Origin of the sequence: Thioalkalivibrio sp. ALgr3, from assembly GCF_000377325.1 — a bacterium.
Taxonomy (GTDB): Bacteria; Pseudomonadota; Gammaproteobacteria; order Ectothiorhodospirales; family Ectothiorhodospiraceae; genus Thioalkalivibrio.
The window spans coordinates 193,294-216,853 of the sequence record NZ_KB897979.1; the positions used below are offsets into that span (position 1 = coordinate 193,294).

General features: G+C 69.1%; 18 protein-coding genes and 1 pseudogene. 12 read left to right on the forward strand and 7 right to left on the reverse strand.

The genetic code is table 11. The features are described from left to right. Positions 1-112 precede the first annotated feature (112 nt). A complete protein-coding gene (locus C998_RS0106595) occupies positions 113-3,577 on the forward strand; it encodes a PAS domain S-box protein (protein WP_018870067.1) in 3,465 nt (1,154 codons plus the stop codon). A 20-nt stretch (positions 3,578-3,597) separates the two neighbouring features. Beyond that, complete coding sequence (locus C998_RS0106600) at positions 3,598-5,433, forward strand: bifunctional diguanylate cyclase/phosphodiesterase (RefSeq protein WP_018870068.1); 1,836 nt, start codon at positions 3,598-3,600, stop codon at positions 5,431-5,433. A 15-nt stretch (positions 5,434-5,448) separates the two neighbouring features. Here C998_RS0106600 and parC read toward each other — a convergent pair whose 3' ends face one another. Beyond that, positions 5,449-7,704 (reverse strand): DNA topoisomerase IV subunit A, encoded by a 2,256-nt coding sequence (parC, locus tag C998_RS0106605; protein WP_018870069.1) that lies wholly within the window; start codon positions 7,702-7,704, stop codon positions 5,449-5,451. A gap of 174 nt (positions 7,705-7,878) precedes the next feature. Between parC and cls the strand changes: the two genes are divergently transcribed. Then, positions 7,879-9,303, forward strand: a complete 1,425-nt coding sequence (gene cls / locus C998_RS0106610; protein ID WP_018870070.1) for a cardiolipin synthase — start codon at positions 7,879-7,881, stop codon at positions 9,301-9,303. Here the strand turns inward: cls and C998_RS0106615 are convergent. Next, positions 9,294-10,979 carry a diguanylate cyclase domain-containing protein gene (locus C998_RS0106615; RefSeq protein ID WP_018870071.1) on the reverse strand — a complete coding sequence of 562 codons (1,686 nt, stop codon included), beginning with the start codon at positions 10,977-10,979 and terminating at the stop codon, positions 9,294-9,296. The genes cls and C998_RS0106615 overlap by 10 nt on opposite strands. A gap of 143 nt (positions 10,980-11,122) precedes the next feature. On the opposite strand from C998_RS0106615, the gene C998_RS0106620 reads away from it, so the two are divergent. Continuing rightward, positions 11,123-11,569 (forward strand): DUF3293 domain-containing protein, encoded by a 447-nt coding sequence (locus C998_RS0106620; RefSeq protein ID WP_018870072.1) that lies wholly within the window; start codon positions 11,123-11,125, stop codon positions 11,567-11,569. A gap of 7 nt (positions 11,570-11,576) precedes the next feature. On the opposite strand, the gene C998_RS0106625 is transcribed toward C998_RS0106620, so the two are convergent. Continuing rightward, positions 11,577-12,044 carry a CopD family protein gene (locus C998_RS0106625; protein ID WP_018870073.1) on the reverse strand — a complete coding sequence of 156 codons (468 nt, stop codon included), beginning with the start codon at positions 12,042-12,044 and terminating at the stop codon, positions 11,577-11,579. Between the two features lie 125 nt (positions 12,045-12,169). On the opposite strand from C998_RS0106625, the pseudogene C998_RS15160 reads away from it, so the two are divergent. The 3 genes and pseudogenes from C998_RS15160 to C998_RS0106640 form a co-directional block, all read left to right on the forward strand. Next, a pseudogene (locus tag C998_RS15160) lies at positions 12,170-12,547 on the forward strand (permease); the annotation flags it as partial. Positions 12,548-12,658: 111 nt separating this feature from the next. Continuing rightward, entirely contained in the window at positions 12,659-13,330 is a 672-nt protein-coding gene (locus C998_RS15165; RefSeq protein WP_026279512.1) for an O-methyltransferase, read from the forward strand. Between the two features lie 336 nt (positions 13,331-13,666). Next, positions 13,667-15,355, forward strand: coding sequence for a GGDEF domain-containing protein (locus tag C998_RS0106640; RefSeq protein ID WP_018870075.1), 1,689 nt, complete (start codon positions 13,667-13,669; stop codon positions 15,353-15,355). Between the two features lies 1 nt (position 15,356). Here the strand turns inward: C998_RS0106640 and C998_RS0106645 are convergent, their stop codons facing one another. After that, positions 15,357-16,109, reverse strand: a complete 753-nt coding sequence (locus tag C998_RS0106645; RefSeq protein WP_018870076.1) for a glycosyltransferase — start codon at positions 16,107-16,109, stop codon at positions 15,357-15,359. Between the two features lie 102 nt (positions 16,110-16,211). Here C998_RS0106645 and C998_RS0106650 point away from each other — a divergent pair, with 102 nt between their 5' ends. Both C998_RS0106650 and C998_RS0106655 read left to right on the forward strand, forming a co-directional pair. Then, positions 16,212-16,838, forward strand: coding sequence for a hypothetical protein (locus C998_RS0106650; protein ID WP_018870077.1), 627 nt, complete (start codon positions 16,212-16,214; stop codon positions 16,836-16,838). Continuing rightward, positions 16,835-17,341: a cytochrome c gene (locus C998_RS0106655; RefSeq protein ID WP_018870078.1), complete on the forward strand. Its 507-nt coding sequence runs from the start codon at positions 16,835-16,837 to the stop codon at positions 17,339-17,341. Before C998_RS0106650 ends, C998_RS0106655 begins: the two co-directional genes overlap by 4 nt. Before the next feature lie 37 nt (positions 17,342-17,378). Here the strand turns inward: C998_RS0106655 and C998_RS0106660 are convergent, their stop codons facing one another. After that, positions 17,379-20,147, reverse strand: a complete 2,769-nt coding sequence (locus C998_RS0106660) for a cation-transporting P-type ATPase (protein WP_018870079.1) — start codon at positions 20,145-20,147, stop codon at positions 17,379-17,381. A 154-nt stretch (positions 20,148-20,301) separates the two neighbouring features. Next, positions 20,302-20,838: an outer membrane beta-barrel protein gene (locus C998_RS0106665; protein WP_019589264.1), complete on the reverse strand. Its 537-nt coding sequence runs from the start codon at positions 20,836-20,838 to the stop codon at positions 20,302-20,304. 336 nt (positions 20,839-21,174) lie between these two features. Here C998_RS0106665 and C998_RS0106670 point away from each other — a divergent pair, with 336 nt between their 5' ends. Further along, positions 21,175-21,504 carry a high-potential iron-sulfur protein gene (locus C998_RS0106670; RefSeq protein ID WP_018870081.1) on the forward strand — a complete coding sequence of 110 codons (330 nt, stop codon included), beginning with the start codon at positions 21,175-21,177 and terminating at the stop codon, positions 21,502-21,504. A gap of 27 nt (positions 21,505-21,531) precedes the next feature. On the opposite strand, the gene C998_RS0106675 is transcribed toward C998_RS0106670, so the two are convergent. Further along, complete coding sequence (locus C998_RS0106675) at positions 21,532-22,314, reverse strand: hypothetical protein (RefSeq protein ID WP_018870082.1); 783 nt, start codon at positions 22,312-22,314, stop codon at positions 21,532-21,534. An 82-nt stretch (positions 22,315-22,396) separates the two neighbouring features. Here C998_RS0106675 and C998_RS0106680 point away from each other — a divergent pair, with 82 nt between their 5' ends. Together C998_RS0106680 and C998_RS0106685 are read left to right on the forward strand one after the other, a co-directional pair. Beyond that, a complete protein-coding gene (locus tag C998_RS0106680) occupies positions 22,397-22,984 on the forward strand; it encodes a TetR/AcrR family transcriptional regulator (RefSeq protein ID WP_018870083.1) in 588 nt (195 codons plus the stop codon). After that, complete coding sequence (locus C998_RS0106685; RefSeq protein WP_018870084.1) at positions 22,981-23,547, forward strand: carboxymuconolactone decarboxylase family protein; 567 nt, start codon at positions 22,981-22,983, stop codon at positions 23,545-23,547. The genes C998_RS0106680 and C998_RS0106685 overlap by 4 nt, the downstream gene beginning before the upstream one ends. Positions 23,548-23,560: the final 13 nt, after the last annotated feature.

The following is a 23,560-nucleotide window of genomic DNA, read 5'->3' on the forward strand; positions in this document are numbered from 1 at the left end:
CGGACGGTGTATTAGATAGGGGCGATACACGCGGGTTCAAGTCCCGGCCACACACACCATCGCCTGCATGACGTATCATCCCTTCGTGAACAACTTCCGCCCAGGTTCATGCATGCGGGCACCCCCCACCCCCGAAGACGAAGACCGGCGCCTGGCCGGCGTGCGCCGCCTGCTGCTCGAGGAGACCGACGGCGAGCGCCTGTTCGCGCCGCTGCTGCGCCAGACAGCGGCGCGACTGGAGGTCCCGATCGCGGTGGTCTCGGTGATCGACCATGACCACCAGCGCCTGCTGGGCACCCACGGCGCCTGCCACCGTCGCATCCCGCGCGAGGTCTCGTTGTGCGCCCATGCCATCGCCACCCCGCAGCACACCACCATCGTCGAGGACGCGACCGACGATCCGCGCTTTGCCGACAACCCGCTGGTCACCGGCGAGCCCGGCGTACGTTTCTACGCGGGGATCCCCCTGACCCTGGAAGACGGCCTTGCGGTGGGTACCCTGAGCGTGATGGATACCCGATCGCGCCGGCTCGATGCGGACCGGATCCGCGCGCTGGAGGACTTCGCCGGGCTCGCCGGCCACATCCTGCGTACCGAATTCCTGCGCGGAGACTATGACGCCACCCGCTCTGCACACGAGCACCAGAGCCGCAAGCTGCACGCCGTGCTCGAGACCGCGGCCGCCGGCATCATCCAGATCGACGCCGGCGGCCTCATCGAGAGCTTCAACCCCTCGGCCGAGCGCCTGTTCGGCTACTCTGCCGACGAAGTCCTGGGCCGCAACGTGTCCATGCTCATGCCGGACCCCTGGGCGAGCCAGCACGACGACTACCTGCGCCACTACCAGACTACCGGGGAGGCGCGCATCATCGGGATCGGCCGCGAGGTCCGCGGCCTGCATCGCGACGGGCACACCTTTCCGATGCAGCTCGCGGTCTCCTCCATCCGGATCGACGGCGGAGAGCACTACATCGGCATCGTCAACGATCTGACCGAACTGCACGAGGCTCAGGAACGCGAACTGCGCGAAAGCCGCCTGTTCAACGCGGTGCTGCGCGGGGCCCCCAATCCGATCTACGCCAGCGACGCCGACGGCCGCTACGTGGTGGCCAACCCGGCCTGCGAACCCCTGCTGGGCTTCGCGCCGGAAAAGGCCCTCGGAAGCACGGCCCACGATCTGTTCAGTGCCGACGTGGCCGACTATGCCCGCGCCCTCGACCACGAAGTCATGACCACCGGCCAGACCCGCACCCAGCCGCTGCATTTCGAGCACAACGACCGGAGCTGGGAACTGGAACTGATCAAGACCCCGCTGGTCGGCGAGGACGGGCGTTCCGAGGGCGTCATCACCGTCGCCCACGACCTCAGCGAGATCACCCGTGCGCAGAATGCCCTGCGCGAGGCGGAACGCCGTCGCAGCCTGTCGCAGCGCTTTGCGCGCATCGGCAACTGGAGCGTGGACGCGGTCACCGGCGAGCTGGACTGGACCCCGGAGGCCGCCGCCCTGACCGAAGGCGCCGAGCATCCCGCGCTGCAGGATCCGCGCTTCCTCACCGACATCGTGCTGCCGGAGGACCGTCCCCGCGTCCAGGGAGCGCTGAGCGAAAGCCTGGCCTCGGGGACTCCGCTGGACGTGGAATTCCGTATCCGCACCTCGCCACCGCGCTGGCTGCGCGCCCAGGGCGATCTGGAACGCGACGACCGTGGCCGCCCGCGACACCTGCTGGGCATCGTCCAGGACATCGACGCCTACCGCAACGCGACCGCGCAGCAGCAGCGCCAGCAGCATCTGCTGGAGGCCATGCGCCTGGCCACCACGCAATACATGGAGACCGACTCCGCCGAGGACGTCTGGCCGTTCCTGCTGGACACCCTGCTGCAGGTGACCGACAGTCACTACGGTTTCATGGGCGAGACCGAATGGCACGACGGCCAGCCGTGCCTCAAGATCCACGCGATCACCAACCTGGCCTGGAGCGATGCCTCCGAACGGCTCTATCAGGAGCTGCTCAGCGGCGACATGCGGCTGTGCGGGGCGAACAGCCTGATCGGTCGGGTCATGCACGAGGGCCGCATGCTGATCTCCGACGACGTAATGACCGACCCCCGCGCCGGCGGCCTGCCCGAAGGGCATCCGGAACTCGGCCCGTATCTCGGCATGCCGCTCTACCATGGCGACGAACTGGTGGGCATGTTCGGGATCGCTGACCGCCCGGGCGGCTATGACCAGGAGCTGGCCGACTTCCTCGCCCCGTTCTCCGCGACCTACGCGATCCTGATCCGCGCCCTGCGCGACCGCGAGGCGCGCCGCCGCGACCGCAAGGAGCTCGAACGGGCCATGCACGAGGCCGAACGCGCGAGCCGGGCCAAGTCGCAGTTCCTGTCCAACATGTCGCACGAACTGCGCACCCCGCTGAACTCCATTCTGGGCTTCGCCCAGATCCTCGCCGAAAGCTCGCGGGAACCCCTGACCGAGCGGCAGGCCCGGCAGATCGCCCACATCCGCGAGAGCGGGACCCACCTGCTCAACCTGATCAGCGATGTCCTCGATCTCTCGCGCATCGAGACCGGCCGCCTGACCCTTTCGCCGGAGGCGATCGAAGTCGGCACGGTGCTGCGCGAGGCACTGGACATGGTGCGTCCGCTTGCGGAGGAACACGGGGTGGCGCTCCACCATCCCGACCCCGCGACCGCCTGGCCGGCGGTGCACGCCGACCCGACCCGCGCCCGTCAAATCCTGATCAACCTCCTGTCGAACGCCATCAAGTACAACCGGCCCGACGGCCGGGTGGACGTGATCGTGCAGACCGAGCGCAACGACGCGACTGCCGATCCGGGGCAAGATCCGGGGCAAGATCCGGAGCACGGCATGCTGAACGTGGAGGTCCATGACACCGGTTACGGCATCCCGGAGGAACACCGGGAACGCCTGTTCCAGCCGTTCGAGCGCCTGGAACAGGAAGGCAGCGGCGTCGAGGGCACCGGCATTGGCCTGGTCATCTCGCGCGAGCTTGCCACACGCATGGGTGGCGCGCTCGATTTCTCCAGCATCGAGGGCGAGGGCTCGTGCTTCCGCATCCGCCTGCCCCTCGGCCAGCCATCGTCGGCGGCCGACGGGCCCGATCGCGCGCCGCCGGACCCCGCCGAAGGCCACGCCGGCGATGCCGATGCCGATACCGATGCCGTCCCGGCCGCCGCCCAGCGGATCCTGTATATCGAAGACAACCCGGCCAACGTGGAACTGATGCGCGAACTGCTGCGCAACCGGGGCCGGACCGAACTGCGCGTCGCCGGCAGCGCCGAACAGGGCCTGATCACCGCGCGCGAATGGCTGCCCGACCTCATCGTGCTCGACATCCATCTGCCCGGGATGAGCGGCACCGCCGCGGCACGCATGCTCAAGTCGCGGCCCGAGACCCGGCACATACCGCTGATCGCCCTGAGCGCGGACGCCATCCGCGAAAAGGCCGGCGAAGGGAACCAGAACCCCGATCTGGCGGACTATCTGACCAAGCCGCTGGATATCCCGGCCTTCATGCGCAGCTTGGACCGGCTGCTGAACCCGACCGACGACTGAACCGCGATCGCCACGCTGCCATGCTCACACCCGACCAGTCCCAGACCGAAGCCCGCATCCTCATCGTGGATGACAATCCGATGAACGTGGAGCTTCTGACCACCATCCTGGAGGACGCCGGCTTTCAGCATGTCCGGGGCGAGACCCGCCCGCAGCAGGCGGTGGAGTCCTGGCGCGAGGACCCGCGCGACCTGATGCTGCTGGACATCCGCATGCCGGGCATGGACGGCCATCAGGTGATGGAGACCCTGAACGCGGAACTGGGCGAAGGCGACTGGCTGCCGGTGATCGTGCTGACCGCACAGATCGACCCCGACACCCGCCAGCAGGCGCTGGCGGGCGGCGCCCTCGATTTCATCACCAAGCCGTTCGATGCCTCCGAGGTGGTCCAGCGCATCAGCAACCTGCTGCGGGTACGGGCCCTGCACAATGCCACGCAAAACGAGGTGCAGGACCTGTCGCAAAGCCTCGAGACGCAATCCCTGACCCTGCAGCGCAAGGATCGTGATCTGGAATACCTGGCCCACCACGATCTGGCCACCGACCTGCCCAACCGCGCGGCGCTGCTGGAAACCCTGGAGCAATGGCTGCAGGACCCGGCGATCCCGGTGATCGATCTGGTGATGCTGCGTCTGGGAGGACACGAGCCGCTGGAACGCCTGGAGGGGCACGCGGCCGCCGACCTGATGCTGCGCGAGACGGGCCAGCGCCTGCAGGGGTGCCTGGAGACACTGGCGGGAGACACCGCGCTGTGCGGACTGTGGGGCGGGTCCACCTTTCTGCTGCTGGCCGCCAGCGAACACGGTCTGCCCGACGACACCCTGCAGGCCATGCTGGAGAGCAGCACCCGGACGCTGCGCATTGGCCAGTACGAGGTCCGCCCGGAGATCGTGGCCGGACATGCCCGAACCACGGAAGCCGGCCACGACACCGGCGAACTGATCCGCCGACTGATGCTCACGCTGTCCAGGGCCGACCGGCGGCAGCTCCCCTGGCTCAGCTACGCCCCGGAGCTGGAGCAGGCCGCGCGCCGGCGCCACCGCCTGGAACACGACCTGGCCGACGCCCACAACGGGGACGGCCTCTTCCTGCTTTACCAGCCCAAGATCGATCTGGCCATGGATTCCGTGGTCAGTTTCGAGGCCCTGATGCGCTGGGAACACCCCGAGCTCGGACCGGTCTCGCCCGGCGAGTTCATCCCCGTCGCCGAGACCACCGGCGCGATCGTCAACCTGGGCGAGTGGGCCCTGCACGAGGCCCTGGCGGCCACGGCCCGCTGGCGCGCCGCCACCGGCGAGTGCTATCCGGTCGCGGTGAACGTCTCCGCCCGCCAGTTCGAGGCCCTGACCGCGCGTGGCCACACCCTGACCCAGACCGTACGCACGGCGCTGGAGCACACCGGCACCCCGCCCGGCTGCCTCGAGGTCGAGATCACCGAGACCGCGATCATGCACAATCTGGAGGATGCGCTGGACGAACTGCACGCCCTGCGCGACCTGGGGGTGTCCATCGCCATCGACGACTTCGGCACCGGCTATTCCTCGCTCGCCTACCTGCGCCGGCTGCCGGTGTCCACGGTCAAGGTGGACCGCGCGCTGGTCGACGGCATCGCCGACGACCCCGGCATGCGCGGCCTGTTCGAGGCGATTCTCGCGGTGAGCCGCGGCTTCGGCCTGCAGACCGTCGCCGAAGGCATCGAGACGGCGGAAGACGCCGCCCTGCTGCACGAACTCGGCTGCCCGGTGGGCCAGGGGTTCCTCTACCACCGCCCTCTGCCGGAGGCCGAAGCCTGCGCCCTGCTTGCGCCCGACGCGACCGCGGCGAACACGACGGGCACCCGTCACCGCGGAGGGTGAACGGGACGTCGCGCGTCAGCGCCGGACTTCCAGCCGGTCGACGTTCTGGTAGCCGCGCGGCAGCTGCCGCCCGCGGCGCGTGCGCTCGCTGACGTATTCGCCCCACTCCGCCGGCGCCAGCGCCTTGAAGCGCTTGCCGGCATGCACCACCAGGGTATCGCCCGGAGCCAGGGCCACCACCTCCTGCACCCGCTCCGAGCCGTCCTTGAGCGACGCGGCCGGGATCCCGGCCAGCTTGTTGCCCTTGCCCCGCGCGAGCTCCGGCAGCGCAGCCGCCGGGAACACCAGCAGATAGCCGCGCGTGGTCACCACCGCCAGATGGTCGCTCTCCGGATCCGGCACCGCGACGGGCGGCAGCACCGCCGCCCCGGCCGGCACGGTCAGCACGTTCTTGCCCGCCTTCTGCCGTCCCAGCAGCTCCTCCAGACGGGTGATGAAGCCGTAACCGTGATCGGTGGCCAGCAGCCAGCGATCCTCGCCGGCGCCGGTGGCCATGCCGACGAAATGCGCCCCCTCCGCCGGGTTCACCCGGCCCGACAGCGGCTCGCCCTGGCCGCGTGCCGACGGCAGGCTGTGCGCCTGCAGGGTATAGGCACGCCCGGTGGAGTCGACAAACGCCACCGGCTGGTTGCTGCGCCCGGCGACCGCCGCGCGGAAGGCATCACCCGCCTTGTAGTTCAGGCCGCGGGCGTCCACGTCGTGGCCCTTGGCGGCGCGCACCCAGCCCTTCTCCGAGAGCACGATGGTCAGCGGCTCCGCCGGCACCAGCGCGGATTCGTCCAGCGGCCGCGCGGCTTCGCGTTCCACCAGCGGGGATCGCCGCTCGTCACCATAGTCGGCGGCGTCCTTCTCGATCTCCTGGCGCACCCGGGTCCGCAGACGGCGCTCGGACCCCAGGGTCTTCTCCAGCTGGTCGCGTTCCTGCGAGAGCTCGTCCTGCTCGCCGCGGATCTTCATCTCCTCCAGCTTCGCCAGATGCCGCAGCTTGAGTTCCAGGATCGCCTCGGCCTGGGTCTCGCTGAGGCCGAAGCGGCTGACCAGTTCGGGCTTCGGCTCGTCGTATTCGCGGATGATCGCGATCACCTCGTCGATGTTGAGATAGGCGATCAGCAGGCCTTCCAGCACGTGCAGCCGCGCCTGCACCTTCTCCAGGCGCCACTGCAGCCGCCGGCGCACGGTCTCGATGCGAAACTCCAGCCATTCGCGCAGCAGTCCGGGCAGATCGCGCACCTGCGGGCGGCCGTCCAGCCCGATCACGTTCATGTTCACGCGGTAGTTCTTCTCGAGGTCGGTGGTGGCGAACAGATGCGCCATCAGCGCCTCGATGTCCACGCGATTCGAGCGCGGGGTGATCACCAGGCGGGTCGGGTGCTCATGGTCGGATTCGTCGCGCAGGTCCTCGATCATCGGCAGCTTCTTCGCGCGGATCTGGGCGGCGATCTGTTCCAGCAGCTTCGCCCCGGAGACCTGGTGCGGCAGCGCGGTGACCAAGATGTCGTCGCCCTCGCGCTCGTAGCGCGCCCGCGCGCGCACCGACCCCTGGCCGGTGGCGTAGAGCTTCTGCAGATCGGCGCGCGGGGTGACGATCTCCGCCTCGGTGGGGAAGTCCGGCCCCGGCAGGTGCTCGCACAGCTCGTCCACGGTGGCCTTCGGGTGTTCCAGCAGGTGCACGCAGGCCGCGGCCACCTCGCGCAGGTTGTGCGGGGGGATGTCGGTGGCCATGCCCACGGCGATCCCGGAGCCGCCGTTGAGCAGCACGTTCGGCAGCCGCGCCGGCAGCATCTTCGGCTCCTCCAGCGCGCCGTCGAAGTTCGGCACCCAGTCGACCGTACCCTGGCCCAGCTCGGACAGCAGCAGCTGCGCATAGCGCGACAGGCGCGACTCGGTGTAGCGCATCGCGGCGAAGGATTTCGGATCGTCCGGCGAGCCCCAGTTGCCCTGCCCGTCCACGAACGGATAGCGGTAGGAGAACGGCTGCGCCATCAGCACCATCGCCTCGTAACAGGCGGCGTCGCCGTGCGGATGGAACTTGCCGAGCACGTCGCCCACGGTGCGCGCCGATTTCTTGTACTTGGCGGTGGCCGAAAGCCCCAGTTCGCTCATTGCGTAGATGATGCGGCGCTGCACCGGCTTGAGGCCGTCGCCGATATGCGGCAGGGCGCGGTCCAGGATCACGTACATGGAGTAATCCAGGTACGCCTTCTCGGTGAAGTCCTTCAGCGGCAGCTGCTCGCCATTGGCGAACGATTCGGGAGTCAGGGAATGGCTCATGCGCGATTCTCGGCCGGGGAGCGAAACGGAGGGCGACAGGGCTGGATTCCCGCGGGCCACCGTGGCGGGCACCGGGGAAAATCTTTAAGCTGCCGCCCGGCCCGCGTACTGTAGCGGGCCTGCGGCGGTTCATCCACAACGCCGCCACGCCACACCGTCACCGGGAGACCTGCTGTGCTCGACACCGGCTGGGCCGCCAGTGTTTTCGCCGTCGTCTCGCTCGCGATCGCCGTCGCCACCGCCGCGCATGCCCTGCTGCAGCGGCGCGACACCGGCATGCTGATCGCATGGGTCGGGCTGATCTTCCTGCTGCCGCTGGCCGGGTCCATCCTCTACTGGCTGTTCGGCGTCAACCGCATCCGGCGCCGTGCGCATGCCCTGCGCGAGGGGCACCTGCTGTCCGACCTGCAGCCGCGCGAGGGGACACGTCCGGCGCCCCCGGCGCGCTGGGCGCGCCTGGTGCACAGCGGCGACCGCCTGAGCCCGTTCCGCCTGACCGGCGGCAACGCGATGGAACCGCTGTTCGACGGCGACCAGGCCTTCGGGGCGATGCTGGAAGCGATCGACCAGGCGGAACACTCCATCACCCTGGCCACCTACATCTTCGACTACGATGCCCAGGGGCAGCGCTTCGTGCGTCACCTGAAGGCGGCGCGCGAGCGCGGGATCGCGGTGCGCGTACTGGTCGACGGGATCGGCGTACGCTACAGCCGGCGCAACACCGTGCGGCACCTGCGCCGTGCCGACCTCGTCGCCGCCGAATTCCTGCCGGTACACCACATCCCGCGGAGCCTGGCCGCGTTCAATCTGCGCAACCATCGCAAGCTGCTGGTGGTCGACGGGTATCGTGGCTTCACCGGCGGCATGAACATCCGCCGCGGACACAGCCCCAGCGACCCCGGACGTCACCCGATCCAGGATCTGCATTTCGCCGTGCGCGGGCCGGTCTGCCGCCAGCTGCAACGGGTGTTTGCCGAGGACTGGGAATTCACCACCGGCGAACAGCTGAAGGGCGAAACCTGGTTCCCGCCACTGGACGCCGACGGCGGTGCCCTGCTGTGCCGCGGGCTGCCCGACGGCCCGGACGAGGACTTCGAGGTCCTCAACTTCACCCTGCAGGCGGCGATCGCCGAGGCCCGCGAGCGCATCGTGATCGCCACGCCCTATTTCCTGCCCGACCATGCCCTGGTGGGGGCGCTCAAGGCCGCCGCACTGCGCGGGATCCGGGTGGACATCCTGCTGCCGGAGCGCAATAACCTGCGGCTGGTGCAATGGGCCAGCCAGCCCGGCCAGGCGGAGCTGCTGGAACGCGGCTGCCGGCTGTGGCTGACCCCGCCGCCGTTCAACCATTCCAAGATCATGCTGGTCGACGGCGAATGGGTGCTGGCGGGCTCGGCCAACTGGGACCCGCGCAGCCTGCGTCTGAACTTCGAGTTCAACCTGGAAAGCTACGACCCGGGGCTGGGCGGACGCCTGACGCAGTGGGCCGACGGCCTGCTGGAACGTTCGCGCGAGCTCACGCTCACCGAGATCTACCGCCGCCCGCTGCCGATCCGCCTGCGCGACGGCGCCGCCCGGCTGCTCACACCCTACCTCTGATCCGACAGCACCAGTTCCTGGCCGGAACCGTTCTTGGCGACGTACATGGCGTGGTCCGCCTGCTGCAGCAGCTCCTCGGCCCGTTCGCCGTCGTCGGGATAGATCGCCGCCCCCAGACTCAGGCCCACGCGCACCGCCTCCTGATTGATCTCCACCGGCTCGGCGAAACGCTGGTGCAGCTTGTGTCCCACGGCGCGCACGTCCTCGGGTCCGCCCACGGCCTCCAGCAGCAGGACGAACTCGTCGCCCCCCACGCGGGCGACCACGTCACTCTCGCGCACGCCACTGCGCAGGCGCGCGGCCACGGTCACCAGCACCACGTCACCGGCATCGTGACCCAGACGGTCGTTGACCGGCTTGAAGCCGTCCAGGTCGCAGACCAGCAGCGCCAGACGCGTGCCGTTGCGCCGCGCCCGGCTCAGCGCCTGACGCAGGTGTTCCTGCAACAGGCTGCGGTTCGGCAGCCCGGTCAGCGAATCGTGATGGGCCTGATGCCACAGGCGTTCCTCGGAACGCTTGTCGCGCGTGATGTCGCGCACCATGCCCAGCACCCGCTGCGGGCGTCCGTCGGCATCGCGCGATATCTCGCCCTCCACCCGCACGTGCCGCAGCCCGCCGTCGGGCAGTACGACCCGGTGCTCCAGGTGATAATGGCTGCCCTCGGCCAGCGCGGCGTTGATGCCCTGGCGCACCCGGGCACGGTCGTCCGGGTGGATGGCGTGCATGTAGGCCTCGAAACCGGCCGTATCCTGTTCGGGATCCAGACCGAACAGCTCATAGACATTGGTCGACCAGTTGAGCTGCTCGCCGCGGATGCCCCAGTCCCAGTACCCCACGCCGGCGATGCGCTGGGCCTCCTCGAGGCGCGCGGAGGCATCCTCCAGCTCGGCGGTCCGCCGCGCCACCGCGGCCTCCAGCCCGGCCTGGGTCTCGCGCAGGCGCGCCTCGGCCCGGCGGCGCTGCACCAGTTCCTCCTGCAGCGCCGAATGATCCTGGCGGATGCGCCGGCGCACCTGAAAACCGATGCCGGCGATCAGCAGCATGGCCACGCCCGAGGCCATCACCATGACCTGCTGGGTATCCTCATGCTGGCGCACCATCGCGCGAATGTCCGCCGCGTTCTGCTGTTCCAGGGCCTCGAGAAGGCGCTCGATCTGCTCCAGGGTGCGCTCCTGCGCCGGCATGATGCGGGAATACAGGGTCGGCAACGCCTCCTGACGGCCGCCGGCCAGGGCCAGGTCGATCATCTCGCTCATCAGCGGCGCCCCCACCGCGGTCATCTCGCGCAGTTCCGTCAGCAGACGCGCATGGCGGGGATCGTCGATCGCCCGCTCCACCTCGTCGCGCGCCTCGATGAAGCGACGGGCGAGATCACGGAATTCCTGGCGGTACTGATCCTGCATGGCGGGGTCATCGGTGCTCAGGACCAGCGTCGCGCGCAGCGTCCGCTCGCGCACCAGCGCGCGCATGCGGTGGACACTGTCCACCCGCTGCACGTATTCCGCGGTGAGGGACTGGACCTCCTGCTGCAGCTGCTGCACGCGCAACCAGCTGACCACCGCCACCGCCGCCACCAGCAGCAGGACCAGCAGAAAGGCCCCGGTCAGATGCGAAGTCCGCCCGGGGAGCCGACCGGGGGCCGACCCGCGGCTCACATCCTTCCCCGCTGGATCCATGGCTTGACCGACATCCCGCTCCCCCTGTCGAATCGCCTGCCGTGCAGGTGCAACCTCGAGAGTGCCGCGATATGACCGAACAGACAAGCAGCGGGGGATCGTCTGCCCCCGGAAGCCGCGCAGAAATCCGGCGTCTGGAGCAGGTGTACGCCGCGGCGCACTACCGCTTGCAGCTGCCGCCGGGGCCGGCCGGGGCCGCACAGGGTGGCGGCGCGACCCTGGAGCTGCGCATTGGCGAACCCCACGCGGAACTGGCGCGCCAGCTGAGCGTGCGGGGCCATGCCCGGATCACGCTGATCACCGCACACAACCCCTTCAGCCGGCCATCCGGTGCCACGGAGAACGCCCGGCGCCAGGAACAGCTGCGGGCCACGATCACCAGCGCGGGACGGCCCGCCTGGCCGGCCACCAGCGGCGACCCGGACGGAGAATGGCCGGAAGAACCCGGCTTCGGCATCCCCGACCTCCCGCCGGCGATCCGTGACCACTGGCTGAAAAAATTCGAGCAGAACGCAGTGGTGGAGTGCGAACCGCCGCGGGCGCCGGAACTCGTCTGGCACCCGCGCCTGCGGTCCGGGCCGGGCCCCTGAGCGGCCTTTACAGCGGCAACCGGCCGCCGGAGCCCACGGCCACGGTGACCAGACCCAGCACGGTATTGATCGCCACGAACAGGCGGATCTGGCCGACCCGGCGCAGACCCTCGGCGATGTCTCCGGCCTCGGCCGCCTGCTTCAACCGGCGATACGGCGCAAAGAAGATGTGCGCGAAGATCAGCATCATGATGATGCCCAGCAGCAGCATGGTATGCACGCTGGGATGCACCCCGCCCATGCCGCCGAGCACGCCGAAGATCAGGTAGAAGCCCGTCACCAGCACCACCGCGATGGCCGCCCACACCCAGGGGAAGAACCGCCCCAGCACCGCCGGCCACAGGCGCAGGCGCGTGGCGTCATCCAGTTCCGCGTTGGCCGCCGGGCGCAGGATGGCCCAGGCGAAAAACATGCCGCCCACCCAGATCACCACGGCCAGGACGTGGAGCACGTTCGCCAGTGCGTATCCCGTCATTATCATCTCCTTTCGTTGCATTGCGTGAATGGGCGGCAGTGTAGCCGCTCGCGCCGGACGGTGCCGAACCGTCACCCGCGCTGGTCGCTCTTGCGCCCCCGCGATACACGGCGAAGGATGGAGGCATGGCAAGCGACATCCTTCAGGCCACCCTGCAACTCGCGCTCGCCGCCGCGCCCTGGCTGCTGGCTGGGCTGGCGGTCGCCGGGCTGGTGCGCGCCCTGCTGCCTCAGGAACGCCTGCAGGCCTGGCTCGGGGGATCATCGGTGGGGGCCACGGCGCGCGGGGCGGTTGCCGGGGCGCCCTTGCCCCTGTGTTCCTGCGGCGCCATCCCGGCCGCCCTGGCCCTGCACCGGGGTGGCGCCGGACGCGGCCCCGCCACGGCCTTCCTGATCGGCAGCCCCGGCATCGGGATCGATTCGCTGGCGATCAGCTACATCCTGCTGGGACCGCTGATGGCCGTGGTCCGGGGGCTCGGCGCGGTGGTCACCGCGCTGGCCACCGGTCTGCTGGTCGGGGCGGGAAGCCTCGCCCGCCAGTCGCCGCCCGACCCCGGCCCGGACGATGTCGGCGGCGACGCCTGCGCGCAGTGTTTCCTTAACCCGGAGGTTGCCATGTCCACACGGTCCATCGGTCTCGACGACGAACTCCACCCGTATCTGCTCGACGCCTCGCTGCGCGAATCGCCCCTGCTGGCGGAACTGCGTGCGGAGACCGCGGCCCTGCCCGAGGCGCGCATGCAGATCGCCCCGGAACAGGGGCAGTTCATGGCCCTGCTCGCCCGGCTGACGGGTGCCCGGCGCTACCTGGAGATCGGCACCTTCACCGGCTACAGCAGCCTGGCCATCGCCGAGGCCCTGCCGGCCGACGGCCGGATCGTGACCTGTGATCTCAGCCGCGAATGGACCGACATCGCCGGCCGCTACTGGCGCCGCGCCGGCGTCGAGGACCGCATCGACCTGCGCCTCGGACCGGCCGCGGACACCCTGCAGGCCCTGCGCGAAGAAGACCCCGCAGTCGAGCCCTTCGACCTGGCCTTCATCGACGCCGACAAGACCGGCTACCGCGAATACTACGAACACTGCCTCGCCCTGCTGGCACCCGGGGGCCTGGTGATGATCGACAACACCCTGTGGCACGGCACGGTGGCCGACCGCAGCGATCAGCGCGAGGACACGGTAGCGATCCGCGAATTCAACCGGTTCGTGCACCGGGACGAGCGGGTGGACCTGTCGCTGGTGCCGATCGGCGACGGCCTGACACTGGCGCGCAAACGGGCCGCGTGACCCTCTGCTCCGTGCGGGTTAAGGAAACGCTGATCAATGTGCACGCTCGCGCTCGAGTCGCTTTTGCGTGCGAACAAGGCGCGGTGACCGCCGTGCAGTCATTCTGCACAAGGAAGCCGCAACGCCGTGCGCGCGCAAAAGCGGCCGAGCCCCTTCGGGGTTGGCACCCCGGGTTCCCCGATCCGGCGTTGCGCCGCTTGCGGGTAGAACCACTACCCGCTGCACGACGCGCCTTGTCTCGGAAAACCCGGGGTGCCAACGCGAGCGTGCACATTGAACAGCGTTTCCTTAAACTTGAACCATGCACGGTCTTCCATCTCCCTTCCCGCCCCCGGCATGAGCCTGCGCAGCCGCTTCCTGGTGCTCGCCGGCGCCCTGCTCCTGGTCGGACTGGTCGGCGTCTGGTTCGCCTTCGAGCGCATTGCCGAAGGCATCATCGAGCAATGGGGGCAGCACGTCGCGGAAATTCAGGTGCGCTACGACAGCGCCCGCCTGCAGCAGCCGCTGGAACGCGAGATCGCCCTGTCGCACCAGCTGGCCGACTCCACCGCCATCCTCCGGTTCGCCCGCGAACCCGACAACCCCGACAGGGAGGCGGCCGCCATCGAGGAGATGGAGAGCTTTCGTGGCAATTTCCGCGACGAAAACTACTTCGTGGCCCTGCGCGAAAACGGCGCCTACTACCACAACAACGCCGACGACGAATTCGCCGACGACCCGCTGCGCTATCACCTGGACCCCGACGACCCCGATGATGCCTGGTTCTTCCGCCTGATCGAGGAGGAACGCGACTTCCATCTCAACGTCAATCCGGACACCGAGCTGGGGGTCACCAAGCTGTGGATCGACGTACTGATCCGCGACCGCGACGGCTCGATCCTCGGCATGACCGGGACCGGCCTGGAACTGGACGGCATCCTGCGCGACATCGTCGACATCGAGCAGCCGGGGATCACCACGGTGTTCGCCGACTTCAGCGGTGCCATCCAGCTCTACCGCGATCCGGAGTTCATCGAATTCGCCAGCCTGGTGCAGCCGGAGGGTCAGAAAAGCACGGTGGAACGCCTGGTCGACCGTCCCCGCGACCACCAGCGCATCCGCTCCATGATGGACGAACTGCGGAATCTGTCCGATCCGGAAGGCGAGGTGCGCACCGACTTCGTCCAGGTCGACGGGCAGCGCCAGCTGGCGGGCATTGCCCGGTTGCCGGCTCTCGACTGGTATGAAATCACCCTGCTGGACCTCGACAAGGTGATGCCGGTGCGCCATTTCGCGCCGGTCCTGGTGGTCTTCGCTTTCACCCTGGTGCTCACGCTGCTGCTGGTCCACCTTGCGCTGCAGCGCCTGATCTTCCGCCCGGTGGCCGCACTGGAAACGGCCATGGCGCGCATCCAGGCGGGCGACCTGCGGCCGGTCGAACTGCCCGAGGGGCGTGGCGAGATCGGCCGCCTGATCCGCCATTACCACGGCATGGCCGAGGCCATCCGCAGCCACACCCGCGACCTCGAAACCAAGGTCCGCGAACGCACCGAGGCACTGCACGAGATGGCCCGCAAGGACCCGCTGACGGGCCTGGTGAACCGGCGGGGCATGGACGAACTGCTGGACGACCACGTCCGGAGCGCCCGGCGTTCCGGGGAGCCGTTCGGCGTGATCTACCTCGATCTGGACCACTTCAAGCCGCTGAACGATACCCACGGCCATGCCGAGGGTGACGTGACCCTGACCCGGGTCGCCGAACGGCTGCGCGAAATCCTCGGCCCCGACGATCGGGTCGCGCGCTGGGGCGGGGACGAATTCCTGATCCTGCTGCACCCCTGCGACGAAGGCCGCCTGGCGGAGACGGGGCAGACCGTCGTGGATGCCGCCGCCCGGGTCGAAACGCCGGAGGACACGCCGGTGACCTTCAGCGCCGGGGGCCATCTCGCGCAGCCCGGCGAACCGGTGGACGAGATCCTCGAACGCGCCGACCATGCCCTGTATGCGGCCAAGGCCTCGGGGCGCAGCCGCTTCGACGCTGTGTGAATCAGGGATTGCGCGGGGGACGCGTGTACCAGAACCAGCTCAGACGCCGCGAACGCAAGCTCCAGGGCAACAGCAGCACCTGCAGCACCACCAGGACGTGGCGCGCGGGGTGAAACCAGTCCTCCTTGCGCCCGGAGGTCAGCACCGGCGTCTGCAGGATTTCGAAACGCTGCCCGCGCGCCCTGCCCCGGCGCTTCAGCGCCCGTGACAGGAACACCTCCTCGCCGGCATAGACCGCCTCGCTGAAACCGCCCACGGCCGCGAACGCCTCGCGGGTGCAGAATACGTAGCAACCCGCGGCCAGCCCCAGGCGCGCGGAGAGGGCGTTCCATACGGCCGCGCCCCAGCGATATATGCGATGGTCGAGATGATCAAAGGCGACCCGGGCGCCACCGCCGCACACCGTTCCGCTGTCGAGCGCGTCCAGCGTGGCCTGCAGCAGTTCGGCATCGGGCCAGGTGTCGGCATCGACGAACAGCAGGTACTGCCCGCGAGCCGCCCCGGCACCCGCATTGCGCGCCCGGCTGATCCTGCGCTCCGGCTCGTACACCACCCGGCAGCCCGCGCGCTGCGCGATCTCCGGGGTGGCATCCGTGGAGGCATTGTCGACCACGATGATCTCGCTGGCCCGTTCGACACCGGCCAGCGCCCCCTGGACCGCGGCCAGGGTCCGCGGCAGCCATTCCGCCTCGTTCCACGCGGGGATGATCACGGACAGGCCCGGAGCACCGCGGACAAAAGCGTCGAATTTCACGGATTCACCTCCTCGTCGGCCGTCGCGCACGGAACTGGGGAAACTACACCGGGCCGCACTCGTCTACCATGGTGGACAAATCGAGGCATCCGGAGACTCCTCATGACCCGCAATCCAGCCACCCGACTGTTACTCCTGGCCGTGCTCGGGCTCCTGCTGGCGCTGCCACCGGCCACCTGGGCGGAATCCGGCGACGGGACCACCGCTGCCGAAACCACCAGCGAGTCGATGAAGAGCCTGCGCGAGGACTGGCAGCAGCGCCGCGAGCAGCTGCAGCGCGATGCCGAAGAAGGCGACGAGACCGCACGCGAGCGCACCCGGGATACCCTGGACGCGATGGATGACACCCTGCAGCGCCTGCACCGGGAGGCCAGCGAGACCTGGGACGATCTCGCCGACACCACGCGCGAAAACCGCGAACGGGCCTTGCAGGCCCTGGACGACGAACGCGATGCCCTGGCCGCCTGGTACGACGACATGGAACTGCGCAGCGGGCGCGCCGGCGGGTCGATCCGCGAAGGCTCGCGCAAGGCCTGGGAAGGCGTGCGGGACGGCTCGCGCGAGGCCTGGGGCGGCGTCCGCGAAGGTTCCCGCGAGGCCTGGGATGGCGTGCGCGACGGGTCGCGGGACGCCTGGGGCCGCATCCGCGACGGCTCGCGCGACGCCTGGGACGGGGTCCGTGATGCCTTCGGCGGGGACGACTCGCCGGACGAAGGGGAAGCCGAGTGACCGCGACCCTGCGAACGTCCCCGCTTCTCGCCCTGGCCCTGGCCCTGCTGGTGACCGGCTGTGACGGCGGCTTCTGGTCCGGCGAGCCGGAACACCGCGAACGCACCGACAACCCGGAGATCCTCGCGCGCGGCGAGCACCTCTATCAGCAGTACTGCGCGGCCTGCCATGGCGAGGACCGCGAGGGGGCGGAGAACTGGCACCAGCCGGACGAAGACGGCAACTGGCCCCCGCCGCCGCTCGACGGCTCGGCCCACACCTGGCACCACCCCTGGTGGCAGCTCAAGGACATGATCCGGTACGGCGGTCAGGCCCGTGGCGGCACCATGCCCTCGTTCGAGGAACAGATCGACGAAGAAGACGCCGAGGCCATCATCTACTGGCTGCAGTCGCACTGGCCCGACGAGGTCTACGAGGCCTGGCTGGACTACGACCGCAGTACGCCCACACCCGCAGACTGGGAAGAGGCCACCGGCCGCGAGTGGGTCACCCACACCGACTGATACCGGCCGGGGCGGGGACCGGACCTGACCAGCCCGGTCAGGTCCCGGCCCCGGCCCACCCCATGCGCCGGAACACCAGCTTCTCGCCTTCCACGATCAGGAACACCGCCATCCCGAACAGCAGGATACGCGCCCAGTCCCCGGTATCGATGGCGGTGGTGCCGAACAGGGTGTGCATCACCGGCACGTAGGTGAACGCCAGCTGCAGCACCACCAGCACCCCGATGGCGATCCACATCGCTCGCGAGCGGAACAGCTCGCCGCCCGCCAGCACCGGCTGATGGATCAGGCGCAGGTTCAGCAGGTAGAAGGCCTGACCGGCCACCAGGGTGTTGATGGCCACGGTGCGGGCGAGGTCATCGGCCACCCCCAGCACCTCCTCCATGTACACGAAGTGGCCGAAGGTCCCCAGCCACAGCAGGATGGCCACGAACGGGATCCGCCACAGCAAAAAGCCCGACAGCAGCGGGGTGTCGGGCGCACGCGGCGGACGCCCCATCACCCCCGGCTCGGTCCGTTCGAAGGCCAGCGCCATCGCCAGGGTCACCGAGGTCACCATGTTCACCCACAGCACCTGCACCGGGGTCAGCGGCAGGGCCAGCCCCATCAGGATCGCCATCATGATGGTCAGCGACTGCCCGGCATTGGTGGGCAGCATGTGCAGGATGGCCTTGCGGATGTTGTCGTAGACCGTGCGGCCTTCCTCCACTGCATGCGCGATGGAAGCGAAGTTGTCGTCCGCCAGCACCATCTCCGAGGCCTCCTTGGCCGCCTCGGTCCCCTTGTGGCCCATGGCCACTCCCACGTCGGCCCGTTTGAGGGCCGGCGCGTCGTTCACCCCGTCCCCGGTCATGGAGACGATTCGGCCGTTGCCCTGCAGTGCCCTGACCAGCCGCAGCTTGTGTTCAGGCGTGGTGCGCGCGAACACGTCGGTATCTTCCACCGCGCGCGCCAGTTCGGCGTCATCCATGGCTTCCAGCTGCTGGCCGGTCAGCGTGCCGCCCTCGCCGCGCAGGCCCAGCTGCTCGCCGATCGCCCGCGCGGTGGCCGCGTGGTCGCCGGTGATCATCTTGACCCGGATCCCGGCCCGCTGGCACTCGGCGACCGCGGCGATCGCCTCCTCGCGCGGCGGATCAATGATCCCGACCAGCGCCAGCAGGGTGAAGCCACCCTGCTCCACGTCGCCATAGGTCAGCTCGCGCTGCTCGGCGGTGGTGGCGCGCCGGGCGATGGCCAGCAGGCGCTGACCGCGTGCCGCGATCGCGTCCATCGCCGCATGCCATTCATCCGCCCGCAGCGGCTCGCGACCGTCGGCGGTGGCCTGATGCTCGCACAGCTCCAGCACCCGTTCCGGGGCCCCTTTCAGGTAGATGCGCCCGTGGCCGTCGTGGTCGTGATGCAGGGTCGCCATGTAACGGTGATCCGATTCGAACGGGATCACGTCGGTGCGCGGCAGGCACTCGTGCTCGTGGCGCGCGCTCAGGCCGGCCTTGAACGCCGCCGTCACCAGCGCCCCCTCGGTGGGGTCGCCCTGCATCACCCACTGACCGTCCTTTTCGAAGACCTCCGCGTCGTTGCACAGCAGCCCCGCACGCAGGACCTCTTCCAGACACGGGGCATCGGCCGGCTCCACCTCCACCCCGTCACGCGTGAAATCGCCGTGCGGCGCATAACCGACCCCGCTGACCCCGTATTCGCCGGCGCCGGTCAGCAGGGTCTGCACGGTCATCTCGTTGCGGGTCAGGGTCCCGGTCTTGTCGGAACAGATCGCCGACACCGAACCCAGCGTCTCCACCGCCGGCAGCTTGCGGATGATCGCATTGCGCCGCGCCATCTTCTGCACCCCGATGGCCAGGGCGATGGTCAGGATCGCCGGCAGGCCTTCGGGGATGGTGGACACCGCCAGGCTGGCGGCCGCCAGGAACATCTCGTCCAGCGGGTAATCGCGCACCCAGAAGCCGAAGGCAAAGGTCGCCGCCGAGATGACGATGATGACGCCGGCCAGCCAGCGGCCGAACTGCGCCACCTGGCGCACCAGCGGCGTCTCGAGGCTCTCCACCTCGCCCAGCATGGTAGAGATGCGCCCGATCTCGGTATCGCCGCCGGTGGCCACCACCACCCCGGTACCCCGGCCGAAGGACACCAGCGTGCCGGAGAACGCCATGCCGCGCCGATCGCCCAGGTCGGCGCCTTCATCGACCGCGGCCGTATCCTTCTCGACCGCCACCGACTCCCCGGTCAGCACCGCCTCCTCGACCTGCAGGTTGCGGGTTTCGAACAGCCGCACGTCGGCCGGCACGCGATCCCCGGCCTGGAGATAGACGATATCCCCCGGCACCAGGGTATCCGCGGGAACCTCGCGGCGTTCGCCGTCGCGCCGCACGACCGCCTGCGGCGAGAGCATCCTGCGGATCGCATCCAGCGCCTTTTCCGCCTTGCCCTCCTGGACGAAGCCGATCAGCGTGTTGATCAGCACCACCGCCAGGATCACCCCGGTGTCCACCCAGTGGCCCAGCAGGGCGGTCCCGATGGCCGCCAGCACCAGGATGTAGATCAGGATGTTGTGGAAATGACGCAGGAAGCGCCGCAGTACCCCGGCCTTCTCCGGCGGCTTGAGGGCGTTGGGACCGAAACGCTCCAGCCGTTCACGGGCCTCGTCGCTGCTCAGCCCCTCGCGTGCGGCGTCGTGGCGCCGCAGGGCCTCGTCGGCTTCCAGTGCGTGCCACGGAGGGGTGGCACCGGTATCGTCCCCGGAGCCGCCGGGCGTGTCAGAGGTGTCGGGGGCATCGGGACGGGATTCATCCATGGGCGGGCTTCATCCGGGTGGTTGGTGCGTCACGGTTCAATCCTGTCGGAGTTCGGCGCCGGCTACAAGCCCGCCGATTCCGTGACAGAACGCACAAAAAAGGCCGCCCCGGTCGCCCGGGACGGCCCTTTTTCTCAGTCAAGGCCCTGCCGGTTCAGAAATTGAAACCGACCTTGGCCATCACGCGCATGTTGTCCATGTCCTCGCGCGAGCCGGCGAAGCGGTCGCTCTCGGTGATCTGGTAGCGCGCTTCCATGCCGACGAACAGGGTGTCGTCCACGTCGTACTGCACCGAGCCGCCGAACTGCCCGGCCCACAGACCGTTGCGGTCACCGTCCAGCTTGGTGTTTACATAGCCCAGCCCGGGCCCGAAGCCCATGGTCACGCTGTCGGCAACTTCAAACTCCCAGTGGGTGTTCAGTTCGGTGCTGGTCATCCGCAGCGGGCCGTCGTCGAACTCGGTCACGCTCAGACGATGGCGCAGCACGCCGTTGTCCGGCTGGAACAGCAGGCAGTCGGCGCCGATTTCCAGACCATAGGCCGGGTCATCTCGCAGATCGGAGTCGGTGGTCCACAGGCCACCCCCCATCACCGCAAAGCTCGGGTTGAGCCCCATCCCGTCGGCACTGGCGGTGCCGACCGCCAGGAGCGGAGCGGCGGCCATTGCGAACATCATCCTGCGTACCTGCATGTCGAACTCCCGGAAAAGCTTGTGTTTCACGGTAGTTTAACGCTGACACCCGATCCGTAAAACTCCCGGGACAGGTGCCGGTGCTCCGCAAGCCTGCCGCAGCCGTTACCGATCGACCGCACCGGCGGGAGCGGAAGGAATTTCCCGCGAGCCCGTATCATCTACTCAGGGTGAGGCAGATGCGCAGAGCGGTGGCCCGCGACACGGATCCCGGATCTGGCCGGGAACCCTCGTCATCTGTAACACTCGAAAGCAGCGTCCGGAATACACCGTGAAAAACACCGGACGTTGTCAGCGAAGAACATTCACAAGCCTACGCAAGTACGGAGGTTCCCCATGTCCGACAAGCACAACGCCGATCGCCGTGCCTTCCTGCGCCGTGCATCCGCCGCGGTAGCCGCCATTCCGGTGGTGAGCCTGATGGGCACGCAGTCCGTCCACGCCGCGGACGAGAAGGCCGAAGACGGTCACGCCCACGACTACGTCAACGACGCGGCCGATGCCGCGGATCACCCGCAGTTCCAGGAAGGCGCGCGCTGCGACAACTGCGCCTTCTGGAACGCCAACGTGGATGCCCCGGAAGGCTGGGGCGGCTGCTTCCACCAGGATTTCCAGAACGTCCTGGTGAACGAAGGCGGCTGGTGCGACGCGCACGTGATGAGCTGATTCACGGGCACGTCCCGACCCCGCCGGTCACGCATCGGCGGGGTCTTCCCTCACGATCTCCGCGTCCTCCAGCGCTCCGCCGGCCTCACGATAAGCCACCCGCCGGTTGGTGATCTCGAATACCCCCTCGGCGTGCCGCACGTCGCCCGCCAGCATGCGTTCGTCCAGACGTTCGAACAGGCGCTGCAGCGCCAGCGCAATGCCCTCCCGGGCTCGCACGTCCAGACCGTATCCTTCCCAGTTCGCGCGCGCGCTCGCCAGACGCGCGTACCCGGCCTGCACGAAGCCCGCAACCAGCAGTGCCCGCAGGGCCCCCTGCCCCGCCCACTGAGCCAGCCCGCGCAGATGCTCCGGATCGGGGCGCGTATCCGTGCCGGGCCGCAGGGCTTGCGGCAACAGGGCCGGCCAGTCGTCCGCGACCGGACGCCCGGGCAGCAGGTCCTCGTCGATCATCTGACGATAGTCCTCCACCGGATCCGAGCCCGTGCGCAGCGCCAGCTGCATCAGCGCCCCCGCCTCGTCGAGGTAGCCGGAGAGCGCAAAGCCGCACAGGTGGTGATCCACGATGTCATGCACGAAGACCGAGGTGGGGATGCGTTCGCCGGTGAACGGTGTCGCGGCAATCACGTCCTCGCCCAGTCCGGGAAGGGCCAGCTTCCAGCCGCGCGCGCCGAAGCCATCCTCCCATGTCCTGCGATACCGCACCGGCACATGCACCGGCGACGTGGCCGATCCACCGGAGGTACCCGGGGCCCCGTCATCCGAAACGCCCCGTGCAGAGCCATTCGCTTCGTTCATGGGATCTGCCATCGGATCTCCTCCCCTTGCGTTAACCGACTGGTCAACTAGACTGTAGATCATGACGACCGGAGACCAAAGCCGACAGGCCCTGATGGATGCCACCCGCGGTCTCGTGCTCACCCGCAGCTACGGTTCGGTGGGCATCGCCGGCATCTGCGAGCGCGCCGGCGTGCGGCGCGGCAGCCTGTATCACTTCTTCCCGGGCAAGGAGGATCTGGTCATCGCCACGCTGGAGGCGCTGTACGGCGAGTTCGAGGCGGAAGTCCTGCAGCCCGCCCTGCGCGGACCCGGCGGACTGCGCGAGCGGATCACCGCCTTCGTCGGCGCGATCCACGCATTCCAGGCCCGCATGCAGGCCGCGGAGGGTCGCCTTCCCGGCTGCCCGTTCGGCAGCCTGGCGGTGGAAACCGGCACGCAGAGCCCGCGCCTGCGCGCAGCCATGCAGGGCCATCTGGACGCGATCCGCGCGCGATTCCGCGCGGCCCTCGACGCGGCCGTCGCGCACGGCGAACTGGACGCACGCACCGACACCGCCCGCCTCGCCGATCACTGGCTCGCGCTGATGGAGGGCATCCTGCTGATGGCACGGGCGGAACAGGATGCGGACACCATCCTGCGCCTGGCCCCGGCGCTGCAGGACCTGCTGCTCACCACCCATCCCGACGGAGACGCGCCATGACGACCGAATCCGATTTCCCCCTGCACGACCGCGCATCGGCCCCTGCGGCCGCCAGCAGTTTCGACCGCGCCGAGGCCACCTTCGGCATGGTCCCCAACCTGATCCGCAAGATGGCCACCGCCCCGGCCCTGGCCGCGGCCTATCTCGATCTCAACGAACTCCTGCAGCAGACCTCGCTGAGCGGCGAGGAACAGGCCGTGCTCCTGCTCACCGTCAGCCGTTTCCACGCCTGTGATTACTGCATGGCCGCCCACAGCATGACCGGCCGCATGGCCGGCGTCGCCGATTCGGTGGTAGATGCCCTGCGCGAGGACCGGCCGCTGGAGGCCCCCGCGCTGGAGGCCCTGCGCGGGTTTGCCCGGGCCATGCTGGAACACCGCGGCTGGGTGGACGAGACGGACAAGCAGGCCTTTCTGGAGGCCGGCCACACCCCGCAGAAGATGCTGGAGGTTATCCTCGTCATCGGCCTCAAGACCCTGTCCAACTACACCAACCACCTCGCCGCCACACCGGTGGACGAGCCGATGCAGGGCGAACGCTGGACCGCCCCGACCGGCGGCTGAGACAGAGCGCAGC